This is a genomic window from Acinetobacter sp. KH_038, assembly GCF_057839405.1.
Genome location: NZ_CM174489.1, coordinates 1,783,663 through 1,800,342, shown reverse-complemented (window position 1 = coordinate 1,800,342; position 16,680 = coordinate 1,783,663). Strand labels below are relative to the sequence as shown.

4 protein-coding genes and 1 pseudogene are annotated in these 16,680 nt (G+C 42.2%); 3 read left to right on the top strand and 2 right to left on the bottom strand.

The annotated features are described in order from the left end of the window. The first annotated feature begins 52 nt into the window (after nt 1-52). Nucleotides 53-994, top strand: a complete 942-nt coding sequence (locus AC3IT7_RS08385) for a cation diffusion facilitator family transporter (protein ID WP_489248126.1) — start codon at nt 53-55, stop codon at nt 992-994. A gap of 27 nt (nt 995-1,021) precedes the next feature. On the opposite strand, the gene AC3IT7_RS08380 is transcribed toward AC3IT7_RS08385, so the two are convergent. Both AC3IT7_RS08380 and AC3IT7_RS08375 read right to left on the bottom strand, forming a co-directional pair. Further along, complete coding sequence (locus AC3IT7_RS08380) at nt 1,022-2,002, bottom strand: fatty acid desaturase family protein (protein WP_489248125.1); 981 nt, start codon at nt 2,000-2,002, stop codon at nt 1,022-1,024. Nucleotides 2,003-2,095: 93 nt separating this feature from the next. Then, nucleotides 2,096-2,884 carry a hypothetical protein gene (locus AC3IT7_RS08375; protein ID WP_489248124.1) on the bottom strand — a complete coding sequence of 263 codons (789 nt, stop codon included), beginning with the start codon at nt 2,882-2,884 and terminating at the stop codon, nt 2,096-2,098. Between the two features lie 480 nt (nt 2,885-3,364). On the opposite strand from AC3IT7_RS08375, the pseudogene AC3IT7_RS08370 reads away from it, so the two are divergent. Both AC3IT7_RS08370 and AC3IT7_RS08365 read left to right on the top strand, forming a co-directional pair. Next, nucleotides 3,365-3,622, top strand: a pseudogene (locus AC3IT7_RS08370) (BapA/Bap/LapF family prefix-like domain-containing protein); the annotation flags it as partial. A 102-nt stretch (nt 3,623-3,724) separates the two neighbouring features. After that, nucleotides 3,725-16,621 (top strand): Ig-like domain-containing protein, encoded by a 12,897-nt coding sequence (locus AC3IT7_RS08365; RefSeq protein ID WP_489249993.1) that lies wholly within the window; start codon nt 3,725-3,727, stop codon nt 16,619-16,621. Nucleotides 16,622-16,680: the final 59 nt, after the last annotated feature.

Below are 16,680 nucleotides of genomic sequence, written 5' to 3'. Positions count from 1 at the left end.
GAATAGTATGAAAAATCATATCCTGGTTGAATAAATATGGAAGGAGTCAGGGGTGGGGAATTCACATCATCATGAGCATAGTCATGTCAACGTGACTGCAAAAAATGCCAAAAAATTATCGATTGCCCTGGCACTTACCACCAGTTTTTTAATTGTGGAAGTTATTGCCGGCTTTCTGACGCAGAGTCTGGCCTTGCTCTCTGATGCCGCACATATGTTTACTGATGCTGCGGCACTGGCCATTGCACTGGTGGCCATCAAGATTGGGCAAAAACCGGCAGATAACAAACGCACGTTTGGCTATCAACGCTTTGAAATTCTGGCAGCCTTGTTTAATGCCTTAATGCTCTTTGTAGTGGCGATGTATATTTTATTCGAAGCCTATCAACGTTTAAGCAATCCTGCTGAAATCCAGAGTCTGGGGATGATGATCGTGGCAAGTTTAGGACTCGTCATTAATTTGATATCGATGAAAATTCTGGTGTCGAGCAGTCAGGAAAGCCTGAATATCAAAGGCGCTTATCTGGAAGTACTGAGTGATGCGCTGGGTTCAGTCGGCGTGATAATCGGGGCGCTGGTGATTTATTTTACCGGCTGGATGTGGGTGGATACACTGATTGCGGTCTTGATCGGATTTTGGGTTTTGCCACGCACCTGGATTTTACTCAAACAGAGCATCAATATTCTGCTGGAAGGCGTACCGGATGAAATTGACATTGAAAAACTGCGTCATGACCTTTTAGCACTCGAAGGCGTACAAGATATTCATCAGCTTAAAGTCTGGGCGATTACCTCCAAGAAAGTCATGCTGACGGTACATCTGGTCGCGCCGCATGTCGATTATAAAAAACTGCATCATCAGGCTTTTGAGATGTTAAGCCATCAGCATCATATTACCGAAATGACCTTACAGATTGAGGCAGAAGACTGCTTGCCAGAACAGCGCGAACAGTCTCCGCCTCGGCATTCACATACCGAACCACATCAGCATTAAAGCACAACCACTTGAGCATTGGAGTGCTTAATCATTTTTTAACAGTGAGCGGATGACCTTCAAATAACTTGGTGGAGCATCCACATAATTGCGCTCCCTTAACATCCGGTGCATCTTGGGTAGATTTTGATGCGGAACAGATGCCATTAAATGATGTTCAATATGATAGTTCACATGAATCGGTGCAACAAAAGCCCGTGCCAGATAACCTGCTCGGGTGGTACGGGTGTTGCTTAGGGCAGAATGACTGGTTTGCAGACCGGCATGTTCAGCCATTGCCCGGATACGAATAAATAAAGGAAATGGTGTGATATACGCCAAAGGCCAAAGTAGATAGAGTCTAGGATGGCCACTGGCCCAAAGTGCAGAGAAAATCGTGGCATTTGCGAGTAGCATGCCGGAACTGTTTTTCAGCAGATTCCTGGCCAAATCTAACTTGCTACGATTGCCACGTGGGATAGGTTGAGGGTCATTGGACACACTCCATTCCAGAAGTTCTAAATCCATCAATATCCGGCCTGCCAGAAATTTAAGACCAGACTGACCGTTTAGGTCGCGAAAAAATTTCCTTAATAATGAACCTCGCGTAATAGGAAAGTTTTTCACCAGACCTAAATCCGGATCATCGGTCTGAGAGGTTTTGGCATGATGTTTCAGATGATAAGGGCGATATTTGTTGACCTCATTCCAGATCGGGCGTGCACAGAGCCAATCTGTCAAATGTGTATTTAACCATTTGGTTTTAAATAAACTATGATGTGAAGCATCATGCATTAAAATCGCCATGGCGAGCTGACGACCTGCCAGAATGGCCAGCGCCAGCGCACACATCAAAATTTTCCCCCATACTGGCAAATATTCCCAGCTATAGGCCACCGTACCAAAGGTCATTACAATCACTGCCCAGGTTGAACCTACAGCCCAAGCTCCATGTAAGTCAGAACCTGTCGTAAGTTCTTTGATTTCTTCACGGCTAAAAAGTTCGGTAACACTGACTTTGCTGTTCATTATTCTGCCTGTCTTTAATTCTTATATCTGCTTCCAATATATTTGCAGTAAATATTACAGTCAATTTATTTTTGTGAGTAAATATGAAATAAACTATACGCCCTGATTTTTAAAATATTGTTGCCATAAAACTTGTCCTTGTCTTTCTATTTTACGCACTGCCAGCTCAAATTGTTGCCGAGCTTCGGCATCTAGCCATTCTGCAGGCAGGAGGGGGTCGGCGCGTAAACTGAATAGGGCAGGTTTGGCTAAATAAAAAGCAGTTTTTGCAGCTTCAGATAAGGGTAAGTTCTTGTAATGATTAAACCATTGATTAATTTCTTGAGTAACTTCCCGATAGGTTCGATGTAGTGCGGGAACATCCCAGAGCCTACAGATATCTAGTTCCGGATCTATCTCACTAACCTGAAAAAAACGTGCATCCGGATCTAGTCCGAACCGGATCACCGCTGTCTTTAATTCGGCTAGGCTCAGCATTAAATTGTCTGGACGAATAAAGACATTTTGCTCTATTTCCTGAAAACCATAGTAACGCAGCGCTTTTTCCCTTTTTGATAATGCAGTGCGATCTACGCGTCCCAAAGCACCGGTATAGACCAGCATATATTTTCCCTTCCAGCTAGATGCCATTTGCATATTGGGATGTTTGTTCAAGCTGATAAAGGAAGTATCAAATTTTTTCTCTCGCAATTGATACACACCGCGCTCTACAGCCTGAATGATATTTTCCTGATTCAGTCGGGCCACGGCAACCCGAAGGCTATTGTGAGAAATATCCAGTAAATCTGCAGCACATAGCAGCTGTTTGATAGTGGCAGTAGAATTTTGAGACGCATATAACAAGTCTAAAACTAGATGACGGGCATTCAATTTATACTTCATGAATCAATAACATTGTGAGGAATAGGGGATTTTGCTGACCATAGCATTTCAGAAAGAAGAATCCAAAGTAATTCAGACTAAAGTATTTCATGAAGTTAATGAGGAATATAAAAATGGTGAATTTGATGATGAATTATTTATATAATATTTATTTCTATTTTGTATTAATATTAATCGTATTGTTTTGGTTTATTACGTTAATTAGAGCATAATTAGATTTTATGTAAGCTATAAATATTATGTAATTTTTAAAAATAATTTATATATTTTTATTTTTATAATTTTAAATTATTTATTTATCAAATACATATTAATTCTTTGATGAAAATATTTTAGAAAAACTTAATTATTTGGGTGTTATAGCATAAATTAATAAAATTAACCCTATAAAATACTTAATTAATACTTAATTAATACTTGAAAAGTGATGTATTTCACAGTTTAATTCCCACCAATATAGTTGGTTTTTTTTGGATTTTTATGCAAGTTCAAGTTATTTCAAAGGTTGATGGTAGTAATCAATTAGTAAAAAAATACTTAAAAAAAATAGTATTAAATAAAAATTCTATAGTTTTAGTAGATGTAAAAGTTGAAGATATAGAAAAGATTGAATATTTAAATAATCAAGCTGTAATTACTTTAAAAAATGGTGAAAAAATAGTAATTGACAAATTTGATGAAGCAGAAAGCTCATTGGTTTTTAGAAATGAAAACTCAGAATTATATTTATTTGATTTTGAAACTATTAGTTATAACCCGATTGATAAGATTGAGCCATTATTATACCCAACCTCAGAACTAAGTGGGGAAGTAGTATCTATTTGGCCAGTAGCAGCAGCTTTGGCTGGAGGAGTGGGTGTTATTGCTGCAGTAGCCAAGGGGGGTGATGGCAAAGACGGTGTGGATGGTAAGTCTGCTTATGAATTGGCACAAGATAAAGGCTACACCGGTACATTAGAACAATGGTTGGCTGCGCTGAAAGGTGAACCAGGTGCTAATGGTCAATCTGCGTATCAAATTGCAGTTGCTAATGGCTACACAGGCACAGAACAAGAATGGCTAGCGTCACTGATCGGTAAAGATGGTGCAGCGGGTGCGAATGGTGCTAATGGTAAATCTGCCTATGAATTGGCGGTTGAAAATGGCTTCGAAGGTTCACTACAAGACTGGTTAGACAGTTTGGCCTCAGCAGCGATTGGTCCTGCAGGTCAATCTGCCTATGAACTTGCTGTTGAAAATGGCTTTGATGGTTCAGTTACTGAATGGCTTGCATCACTGAAAGGTACAGATGGTCAGGATGGTCAGGATGGTCAGGATGGTCAGTCTGCATTTGAACTTGCGGTAGAAGGTGGTTATACAGGTTCATTAACAGAATGGTTAGCGACTCTTAAGGGAGAAGTCGGCCAAGTTGGTGAAGCTGGTCAATCTGCGTATCAAATTGCAGTTGCTAATGGCTACACAGGCACAGAACAAGAATGGTTAGCGTCACTGATCGGTAAAAATGGTGCAGCGGGTGCGAATGGTGCTAATGGTAAATCTGCCTATGAATTGGCGGTTGAAAATGGCTTCGAAGGTTCACTACAAGACTGGTTAGACAGTTTGGCCTCAGCAGCGATTGGTCCTGCTGGTCAATCAGCGTATGACGTTGCGGTATCGAATGGCTTTGTGGGTACAGTTACTGAATGGCTCGCATCATTAAAAGGTGAACAAGGCGAAACAGGTCAAGACGGTACTGACGGTCAAAATGGTGTTGATGGTAAGGATGGCTTAACCCCATACATCGGTGCTAACGGCAACTGGTTTATTGGCACAACGGATACGGGCATCTCAGCAAAAGGTACTGACGGTCAAAATGGTGTGGATGGCACAGATGGTGTTGATGGTAAGGATGGCTTAACCCCATACATCGGTGCTAACGGTAACTGGTTCATTGGTACAACGGATACGGGCATCTCAGCAAAAAGTACTGACGGTCAAAATGGTGTTGATGGCACAGATGGTGTTGATGGTAAGGATGGCTTAACCCCATACATTGGTGCTAACGGTAACTGGTTCATTGGCACAACGGATACAGGCATCTCAGCAAAAGGTACTGACGGTCAAAATGGTGTTGATGGCACAGATGGTAAGGATGGCTTAACCCCATACATTGGTGCTAACGGCAACTGGTTCATTGGCACAACGGATACAGGCATCTCAGCAAAAGGTACTGACGGTCAAAATGGTGTTGATGGCACAGACGGTAAGGATGGCTTAACCCCATACATTGGTGCTAACGGTAACTGGTTCATTGGTACAACGGATACAGGCATCTCAGCAAAAAGTACTGACGGTCAAAATGGTGTTGATGGCACAGATGGTAAGGATGGCTTAACCCCATACATTGGTGCTAACGGCAACTGGTTCATTGGCACAACGGATACAGGCATCTCAGCAAAAGGTACTGACGGTCAAAATGGTGTAGATGGCACAGATGGTAAGGATGGCTTAACCCCATACATTGGTGCTAACGGCAACTGGTTCATTGGCACAACGGATACGGGCATCTCAGCAAAAGGTACTGACGGTCAAAATGGTGTTGATGGCACAGACGGTAAGGATGGCTTAACCCCATACATTGGTGCTAACGGTAACTGGTTCATTGGCACAACGGATACGGGCATCTCAGCAAAAGGTACTGATGGTCAAAATGGTGTTGATGGCACAGATGGTAAGGATGGCTTAACCCCATACATTGGTGCTAACGGCAACTGGTTCATTGGCACAACGGATACGGGCATCTCAGCAAAAGGTACTGACGGTCAAAATGGTGTTGATGGTACAGACGGTAAGGATGGCTTAACCCCATACATCGGTGCTAACGGCAACTGGTTCATTGGCACAACGGATACAGGCATCTCAGCAAAAGGTACTGATGGTCAAAATGGTGTTGATGGCACAGACGGTAAGGATGGCTTAACCCCATACATCGGTGCTAACGGTAACTGGTTCATTGGCACAACGGATACGGGCATCTCAGCAAAAGGTACTGACGGTCAAAATGGTGTTGATGGCACAGATGGTGTTGATGGTAAGGATGGCTTAACCCCATACATCGGTGCTAACGGCAACTGGTTCATTGGCACAACGGATACAGGCATCTCAGCAAAAGGTACTGACGGTCAAAATGGTGTTGATGGCACAGACGGTAAGGATGGCACAGATGGTAAGGATGGCTTAACCCCATACATTGGTGCTAACGGCAACTGGTTCATTGGCACAACGGATACAGGCATCTCAGCAAAAGGTACTGACGGTCAAAATGGTGTTGATGGCACAGATGGTGTTGATGGTAAGGATGGCTTAACCCCATACATTGGTGCTAACGGCAACTGGTTCATTGGTACAACGGATACGGGCATCTCAGCAAAAGGTACTGACGGTCAAAATGGTGTTGATGGCACAGATGGCTTAACCCCATACATTGGTGCTAACGGCAACTGGTTCATTGGCACAACGGATACGGGCATCTCAGCAAAAGGTACTGACGGTCAAAATGGTGTTGATGGCACAGACGGTAAGGATGGCTTAACCCCATACATTGGTGCTAACGGCAACTGGTTCATTGGCACAACGGATACAGGCATCTCAGCAAAAGGTACTGACGGTCAAAATGGTGTTGATGGCACAGACGGTAAGGATGGCACAGATGGTAAGGATGGCTTAACCCCATACATTGGTGCTAACGGCAACTGGTTCATTGGCACAACGGATACGGGCATCTCAGCAAAAGGTACTGACGGTCAAAATGGTGTTGATGGCACAGACGGTAAGGATGGCTTAACCCCATACATCGGTGCTAACGGTAACTGGTTCATTGGCACAACGGATACGGGCATCTCAGCAAAAGGTACTGACGGTCAAAATGGTGTTGATGGCACAGACGGTAAGGATGGCTTAACCCCATACATTGGTGCTAACGGTAACTGGTTCATTGGCACAACGGATACAGGCATCTCAGCAAAAGGTACTGACGGTCAAAATGGTGTTGATGGCACAGACGGTAAGGATGGCACAGATGGTAAGGATGGCTTAACCCCATACATTGGTGCTAACGGCAACTGGTTCATTGGCACAACGGATACGGGCATCTCAGCAAAAGGTACTGACGGTCAAAATGGTGTTGATGGCACAGACGGTAAGGATGGCACAGATGGTAAGGATGGCTTAACCCCATACATTGGTGCTAACGGCAACTGGTTCATTGGCACAACGGATACGGGCATCTCAGCAAAAGGTACTGACGGTCAAAATGGTGTTGATGGCACAGACGGTAAGGATGGCTTAACCCCATACATTGGTGCTAACGGCAACTGGTTCATTGGCACAACGGATACAGGCATCTCAGCAAAAGGTACTGACGGTCAAAATGGTGTTGATGGCACAGACGGTAAGGATGGCTTAACCCCATACATTGGTGCTAACGGTAACTGGTTCATTGGCACAACGGATACAGGCATCTCAGCAAAAGGTACTGACGGTCAAAATGGTGTTGATGGCACAGATGGTGTTGATGGTAAGGATGGCTTAACCCCATACATCGGTGCTAACGGCAACTGGTTCATTGGCACAACGGATACAGGCATCTCAGCAAAAGGTACTGACGGTCAAAATGGTGTTGATGGCACAGACGGTAAGGATGGCTTAACCCCATACATTGGTGCTAACGGCAACTGGTTCATTGGCACAACGGATACAGGCATCTCAGCAAAAGGTACTGATGGTCAAAATGGTGTTGATGGCACAGATGGTGTTGATGGTAAGGATGGCTTAACCCCATACATTGGTGCTAACGGCAACTGGTTCATTGGCACAACGGATACAGGCATCTCAGCAAAAGGTACTGACGGTCAAAATGGTGTTGATGGCACAGACGGTAAGGATGGCTTAACCCCATACATTGGTGCTAACGGCAACTGGTTCATTGGCACAACGGATACGGGCATCTCAGCAAAAGGTACTGACGGTCAAAATGGTGTTGATGGCACAGACGGTAAGGATGGCTTAACCCCATACATTGGTGCTAACGGCAACTGGTTCATTGGCACAACGGATACAGGCATCTCAGCAAAAGGTACTGATGGTCAAAATGGTGTTGATGGCACAGATGGTGTTGATGGTAAGGATGGCTTAACCCCATACATTGGTGCTAACGGCAACTGGTTCATTGGCACAACGGATACAGGCATCTCAGCAAAAGGTACTGACGGTCAAAATGGTGTTGATGGCACAGACGGTAAGGATGGCTTAACCCCATACATTGGTGCTAACGGCAACTGGTTCATTGGCACAACGGATACGGGCATCTCAGCAAAAGGTACTGACGGTCAAAATGGTGTTGATGGCACAGATGGTGTTGATGGTAAGGATGGCTTAACCCCATACATTGGTGCTAACGGCAACTGGTTCATTGGTACAACGGATACGGGCATCTCAGCAAAAGGTACTGACGGTCAAAATGGTGTTGATGGCACAGATGGTAAGGATGGCTTAACCCCATACATTGGTGCTAACGGCAACTGGTTCATTGGTACAACGGATACGGGCATCTCAGCAAAAGGTACTGACGGTCAAAATGGTGTTGATGGCACAGATGGTAAGGATGGCTTAACCCCATACATTGGTGCTAACGGCAACTGGTTCATTGGCACAACGGATACGGGCATCTCAGCAAAAGGTACTGACGGTCAAAATGGTGTTGATGGCACAGACGGTAAGGATGGCTTAACCCCATACATTGGTGCTAACGGCAACTGGTTCATTGGCACAACGGATACAGGCATCTCAGCAAAAGGTACTGACGGTCAAAATAGTGTTGATGGCACAGACGGTAAGGATGGCACAGATGGTAAGGATGGCTTAACCCCATACATTGGTGCTAACGGCAACTGGTTCATTGGCACAACGGATACGGGCATCTCAGCAAAAGGTACTGACGGTCAAAATGGTGTTGATGGCACAGACGGTAAGGATGGCTTAACCCCATACATCGGTGCTAACGGTAACTGGTTCATTGGCACAACGGATACAGGCATCTCAGCAAAAGGTACTGACGGTCAAAATGGTGTAGATGGCACAGATGGTAAGGATGGCTTAACCCCATACATTGGTGCTAACGGCAACTGGTTCATTGGCACAACGGATACGGGCATCTCAGCAAAAGGTACTGACGGTCAAAATGGTGTTGATGGCACAGACGGTAAGGATGGCACAGATGGTAAGGATGGCTTAACCCCATACATTGGTGCTAACGGCAACTGGTTCATTGGCACAACGGATACAGGCATCTCAGCAAAAGGTACTGACGGTCAAAATGGTGTTGATGGCACAGACGGTAAGGATGGCACAGATGGTAAGGATGGCTTAACCCCATACATTGGTGCTAACGGCAACTGGTTCATTGGCACAACGGATACGGGCATCTCAGCAAAAGGTACTGACGGTCAAAATGGTGTTGATGGCACAGACGGTAAGGATGGCTTAACCCCATACATTGGTGCTAACGGCAATTGGTTCATTGGCACAACGGATACAGGCATCTCAGCAAAAGGTACTGACGGTCAAAATGGTGTTGATGGCACAGATGGTGTTGATGGTAAGGATGGCTTAACCCCATACATTGGTGCTAACGGTAACTGGTTCATTGGCACAACGGATACAGGCATCTCAGCAAAAGGTACTGACGGTCAAAATGGTGTTGATGGCACAGATGGTGTTGATGGTAAGGATGGCTTAACCCCATACATCGGTGCTAACGGCAACTGGTTCATTGGCACAACGGATACAGGCATCTCAGCAAAAGGTACTGACGGTCAAAATGGTGTTGATGGCACAGATGGTGTTGATGGTAAGGATGGCTTAACCCCATACATTGGTGCTAACGGCAACTGGTTCATTGGTACAACGGATACGGGCATCTCAGCAAAAGGTACTGACGGTCAAAATGGTGTTGATGGCACAGATGGTAAGGATGGCTTAACCCCATACATTGGTGCTAACGGCAACTGGTTCATTGGCACAACGGATACGGGCATCTCAGCAAAAGGTACTGACGGTCAAAATGGTGTTGATGGCACAGACGGTAAGGATGGCTTAACCCCATACATTGGTGCTAACGGCAACTGGTTCATTGGCACAACGGATACAGGCATCTCAGCAAAAGGTACTGACGGTCAAAATGGTGTTGATGGCACAGACGGTAAGGATGGCTTAACCCCATACATTGGTGCTAACGGTAACTGGTTCATTGGTACAACGGATACGGGCATCTCAGCAAAAGGTACTGACGGTCAAAATGGTGTTGATGGCACGGGTCTCACAGACATCATTACAAGTGTTCAAGTTACTGGTAAGCCGATCAACAATGCTCAGATCACAGAACAAGACCTAAATGCGCAAGGAAAAGTTAATTTAACGATTAATTTAACCCCGGTAGATTTAGCAAATGATATCACGGGCGCTCAGGCGGGTGATCATTTGCTTGTCGGCACTACACTCTATACTTTGACTGCAGCTGACATTGCAAATGGTTCTGTTCAGTTATCTGTACCTGTTGTATTGGGTGAAAATAGCTATTTAGTTGAAGCAGTTGATGCAGCAGGGAAGATTGATAGAGAAATTATTTCATTTGAATTGATCAGTTCTAATAGTGATAAAATTGAGACGATTGATTTAGTTGATGATGTTTTAGCGCCATTAGACATGTTGAATAAAGCTGAAATCGGTAATGATCAACGAACAGATATCAAAATTAACTTAGGTGAGGATGCTCAAGAAGACGATATCATTAGTGTAAATGGCGATAAATATCTTGTAACTGCTGATGATCTTTTAGCAAGTGAGATGATTGTTTCTGTTGTTGTACGTGAAGGTCAGAATAAACTGGTCATTACATCAACCGACGCACTTGGCGAAGTTGAACGTGTTGAAAAAGTATTTACTGTTGATACTAAAACAATCACTCCAAAAATATCTGAAATTGAGACATCTGCATCGATTGGTACAGCATACAAACAAGACTCGTTTATTAATGCCGATGAGCAACAACAAGCTATTGTCATCAAAGGTACAGCCGAAGCAGGTGCTGAAGTTACAGTAGAAATTGAGGGTCTTAATCAGCCATTGAATGTAACCGCAGATTCGCAAGGCAGCTGGAATGTATCAATTGATCCAAGTGAATTAACAACTTTGGCAGATGGTAAGCTTAATATTTCTGTACAAGCCGTAGATGCAGCGGGTAACGTTTCAGACACACTGTCTTATAGTGCATATACACTTGATAAGACAGCACCTGATTTAGGTTTGAGCATTAGCCAAGATGGTATTGTAAGTTTTAATCCATCAGAAGATTTATATGTGATTGATGCACTAGGTCTGCCTAAACTTGCAGATTTAACAGAGCTCGCTGCAATCTTAAGTAGTGAACAAGGTCAATTTGCTATAGGAAAAGATCAGGAAGGTGAAGATGCTATTGTATTTAAACCAAATACTGAAGATTTTTATGGTGCCGTAGAGGTTATCGTTGCAGAAGATCTAATTGCTGATGAAGCAGGTAACTTTAGCCCTCAAGTGACAGTCGTTAATCCTTTAGTGAATCTGACTTTGCCACCAAGTGTGACAATCACATCTGATAGCTATACGGTTAAAGCAGGCGAAATCACAACCATTACATTTGCTTTTAGTGAATTGGTGTCAGGTTTTGATGCCTCTGATATTCGTGTAGCAGGTGGAAAACTCACAGGTTTACAACAGGATGTCACCAATCCGTTGATTTACACAGCAAGATTTACGCCAAATGCAATTAGTGAGCTTAAAGATGTTGAGATCACTGTGCCTGCAAATAGTTACGTAAGTGTAGTAACAGGTAAAGCTGGTCTAGAAGGTCAATTAGATCAAGATATTACTGGTGATACACAAGCACCTGCACAAGCGACCTTAACATTAGTAAATGATACGAATATTAATGGTGATGGCGTTACAAGCAATGAAAAAATTAAGGTTACAGGCTTAGAAGAAGGTGCAACATACCAATATAGTATTAATGGTGGTGCTACATTTGAGACATTTACTTCATCTACAGTAACGCCAACAGAAGCAGAGCTTGATATTGGCTTGGATGGTGTATATCCAATTGGTCAAATTCAAGTAAAACAAACCGATAGTGCTGGTAATAGCTCTATTAGTTTACTGGATCAAGTCGTAGTTATAGATACTGTTGCGCCTACTGTCACGATTGCATCTGTTGCAGACAATAATGCCTTTAATCCAGAGGAAAAAGCTCTCGGATTTGCAGTGAAAGGGAAAGCTGAACCTAATTCTGATGTCATAGTTGAATTTAAAGATAGTGCAAATACTGTCGTATTCACTAAAACTGCTCAATCTAACTCTGCCGGTGAATGGGTTTTAGATGTAGTTCCCTTAGAATCTAATCTATTAACAGCACCATTTACAGTTGTGGCAACTAATTCTGATCTTGCAGGTAATACAGCAACTGCATCATCGAATTTAATTACATCTGAACCTAGTGTTGATGGAAGTTATCGTGCAAGCATTAGTGTTACTGCTACTGATGACATCATTAATGCATCTGAAAAGGCTGATACAGTAAACCCACTAGTTATTAGTGGGGTGCGTTCAGGTTCAAATCTAATATATGCCAATGTATATAATGCAACTACAGGTGTTCGAGTTTTAGAATTAGGATCAATAGGTAGTTCAAGCCAATGGGCAAAAACTTTGAGTATTGCTGATAAAGCATTATTAGTTGATGGTGTCTATGAGGTTAGACTGCACAGATTCACATCAAATGGTAACGTAATTGCTAAACGCAGATTTGAAGTTGATACTAAAGTGGATCTACCAGAATATGCTGTATATTCTGATATTGAATTTGATGAAAGTGGAAAGCTTAAAACCACTGAAATCGAATCAGGTGTCACCAATGACTCAACACCAATATGGTCTAATACAGGTAAAAAACCTGCAGAACCAGGTTCAACCATTGAAGTTACTGCAAATGGAACGGTGATTGGTTCAACAATCGTTGATTCAAATGGTAATTGGTCTATTCCTGCAAATAAAGTATTGTCAGATGGTGAATATCTGATTGAAGTGAGCATCACTGATAAAGCAGGAAATACAGCTACAACGACAGACACGCTTGTTATAGATACTGTAGCACCAGAATTAAGCATTGAAACTATTTCGGATGATGGTGTTTTAACTGATGTGGAATTAGAAAATGGCTTAATTGTTAGTGGTCAAGCCATTGGTGCCGAAGATGGTCAGATTGTTGAAGTCACCATTGCAGGTACGCTCGTTAAGGATGCCGTTGTAACGGATGGTCAATGGTCGGTTCAAGTCTCTGATACAGAGTTAAGTGGATTAGGCTTATCACCAAATACCAATTTTTCGGTTAAAGCAGAAGTTGCAGATAAAGCAGGTAATATATCAACTGAAACAGAAACTGTTTACTTTAAAAATGTGGACGCAGATAGCCAAGGCAAAACTGTCGATATTAATGAAGCAGATTTAGCAAATGCAGATGAAGTTACAGTTTCAGGTGTATTTGCAAAACCACAAGCAACATATACAGGCATTTATCTACAAGAACCAAACCAAGAATTGACATCAAATGGTCAAAAAATTGTTTGGGAAAGTGTGAATCAACAACTCATTGGTCGTGCAAATGGTCAAGAAGTCATTGTTGTAAATATCAAAAATGATGGTACTTATGACGTTACATTAAAACAAGCTTTAGACCATGGTACTCAAGGTTCTAATACAGATGACAAACTTGGTTTTGATATCCGTATGAATTTCGCCGATGCGCGAGGCACTACTGTTGAATCTCAATATATCAGTGTTGTATTAACCGATGATCAGCCTGAAGCTACAGTAAATAAACTACATGATTTAGGTCAAAGTACTTATCAAATTAATGATGGTTTAGTAGTCGATTATGGTGCTGATGGTGGCTTTGTTAAATCGGTTGCATTAAATGGTGTAGAGTTTGTGTTTGATCCACAAGCAAATACCGTAACTCAATTGGGTACATCATCTAACATTCTTAGTTATGCTTATAACAATAAAGGGTTAGAAGATGGTCAATTGATGGTCACTACCGCGATAGGTGAAATCCTTGTTGTGAATTTAGTCACTGGTCAATATGAGTATGATGTTCAGGTATTTGATAGCAACAGCTATACACCAAATACGCCACCTGCTGCACGTATTGGTGGGGATGGAACTTTACTTGGGTTAGTTGATCTGAATGTTGCTGGTTTAGTGACAATGGAAAACAAACAGCTACTCAGTATTCAAGGTGATGGCATTTATAGCGTGAATGCAGAGATCTCTGGTTTAGATCTCGGTAGCCTTGTTGGCGGTATCTTAACGAATGAACGTAAAGAGTTTACCTATAACAGTACATTAGCTGAGGAACTTGGATTAGTCGTGTCAACAACACCAGGTTTAATAGCTACAAGTATTAATGTTGTAGATAAAAATGGTGGTGAACTAGATGCGTTTAAAGTTAACCAATTGCTGAGCACGGTAAGTGTAAAAACACCTTTGGGTGATATCATTACTTTAAGTGTATTACCTACTATCAAACTTCAAGCAAAAGCTGCAGACGGTACTGTGATTGTAGCAAGTGATCCAAACTTAAACCTATTAGATGTTGGCTTGCTAAATAACTTGCTAGCAGCCAATACAGCACCAACAAAACAAAGTGATGTTGTTGGTGTAAGCAACACGCTTACAGCTAGAGAACCAGAGTTGTCTAATACTTTATATGGTCTTGATGGTACTGATACATTATATGGTGGAAGTGCATCAGATATCATGTATGGGGGTACAGGTAATGACACGTTAGTAGGTAATGCTGGTAATGATATCTTGGTCGGTGGTCAAGGTAACGATACGTTGATTGGTGGTACAGGCGCTGATATTTTCCGTTGGGAAAAAGATAACTATGTCACCAATGCTAATGAGATTGCGCGTGACAGCATCAAAGATTTTGACATGCGTCCACAAGCATTCGGCGGTGATGTCCTTGACTTAAGCGATCTGCTGCAAGGAGAGGGTCGTCAAGGTATTGGTGCTGGTAATCTAACCAATTATTTGCACTTTGAATATGATGCAGTAGCTGACAAAACTGTTTTGTATATCAATACAAAAGGCGAATTTATAGGTGGCTTCAATGCAGCTGTACATACTGCAAAAGTTCAACAAATTATCGACTTGCTTGGTGTGAATTTAACTGAAGGCTTTGCCTCCGATTATCAATTGATCTCGAGCTTAATTGGTCAAGGTAAATTGCTTGCAGATGCCTTACCAATTCAAGCTAATACAGGTACTGGTGCTCAAACCGTTGTAGATTTCACAATATCAGATAACGATGGTGATACTGCGTCAACTAAAGTTACGTTTGACCGTGAAGACTTGCAATCTGTGATCTTTGATCCATTAAACCAAGCACCATTGGTATTTGGTCAAGATACTTCATTGCTTGGATTGGTAGGACTAGGTGTATTAGGAATCTTAGATTTAGGTAATCAAGATCTGGCTGTTTATGATCTTGATAATAATTTAAGTGAAGTATCAATTAGCTTTACACAAGGTTTATCTCTAAATATTACCAATCCTGCATTTAAATGGTCTGAACGTTTAAAACAAGAATTAGGTCTTGATGTTGTGCAAACAACAACAGAGGGCTTACTAAATCTTGTTGGTAAAACAACAACGATTACGATTAAAAGCGCAAGCAATACAGATCGTAAGATTTCGAATGATGTGATTAATCAGTTGTTAGCAACTTTACAGTTTGGTTCAGAAGACGGCGGTTTAGGAATTCTAGACGGTAATTTATTGTCTCTTGATGTATTAAATGCAATGACAATTACTGCAACCGATACACAGAATGTATCAACATCCCAATCATTAGGTAAATTGATAGACTTATCCTTAGTGACAAATAATAGTTTAAATAGCGCTGTTAAGCTTGTTGAAGGTAATGATGAAACGATTGAGACAATTAATCGTTCATTAGAAACAAAAGATTTACTGATTTACGGCTATGGTGGTGAAGATACAATCATCGGTGGTTCTGGAAATGACTTTATCTATGGTGGTACGGACAACGATACACTGAGTGGTGGTGCAGGTAATGACTATCTAGTTGGTGGAGCAGGCAATGATACATTGCGTGGTGATTCAGGCAATGATGTCCTTGTAGGTGGTGAAGGAAATGACTACTTGTATGGTGGTGCTGGCAACAATATCTTCAATGGTGGTGCTGGTAATGATACCTTTATCTCTACATTAGGGGCTGGACGCGATACTGCTATTTATGACGTATTAAATACAATGGATGCTACAGGTGGTCATGATCAAGATGTATGGAAAGGCTTTGCTATAGGTGATGTCAAAACATCATCTAATGCTGATGTGATTGATATTTCTGCATTGCTAGCTGATCAGAAAACTCAAGATAGTATTGACCTATCGAACTTTGTATCTGTTGAAGTTAAAGATGGTAACACTGTCATTAGTATTGACCGAGATGGCAAAACTATTGTGGATGGCAGCGGAAAGGCAATTTCGGGTAATCAATATGGAATGAGTGAATTACTCATATTGCAAAATGTTGAGACTACCCTTACTGACTTGTTGAAAAACAGTCAAATTATCTACTAATCCGCTGAGGGATGAAAGCTTAAGCTTTCATCCCATTAGTCAACTACTGTCAAAATATT

Coding starts and splice junctions, on each gene's coding strand:
- AC3IT7_RS08375 (WP_489248124.1), bottom strand. CDS start 2,884: ATGAAGTATAAATTGAATGCCCGTCATCTAGTTTTAGACTTGTTATAT.
- AC3IT7_RS08380 (WP_489248125.1), bottom strand. CDS start 2,002: ATGAACAGCAAAGTCAGTGTTACCGAACTTTTTAGCCGTGAAGAAATC.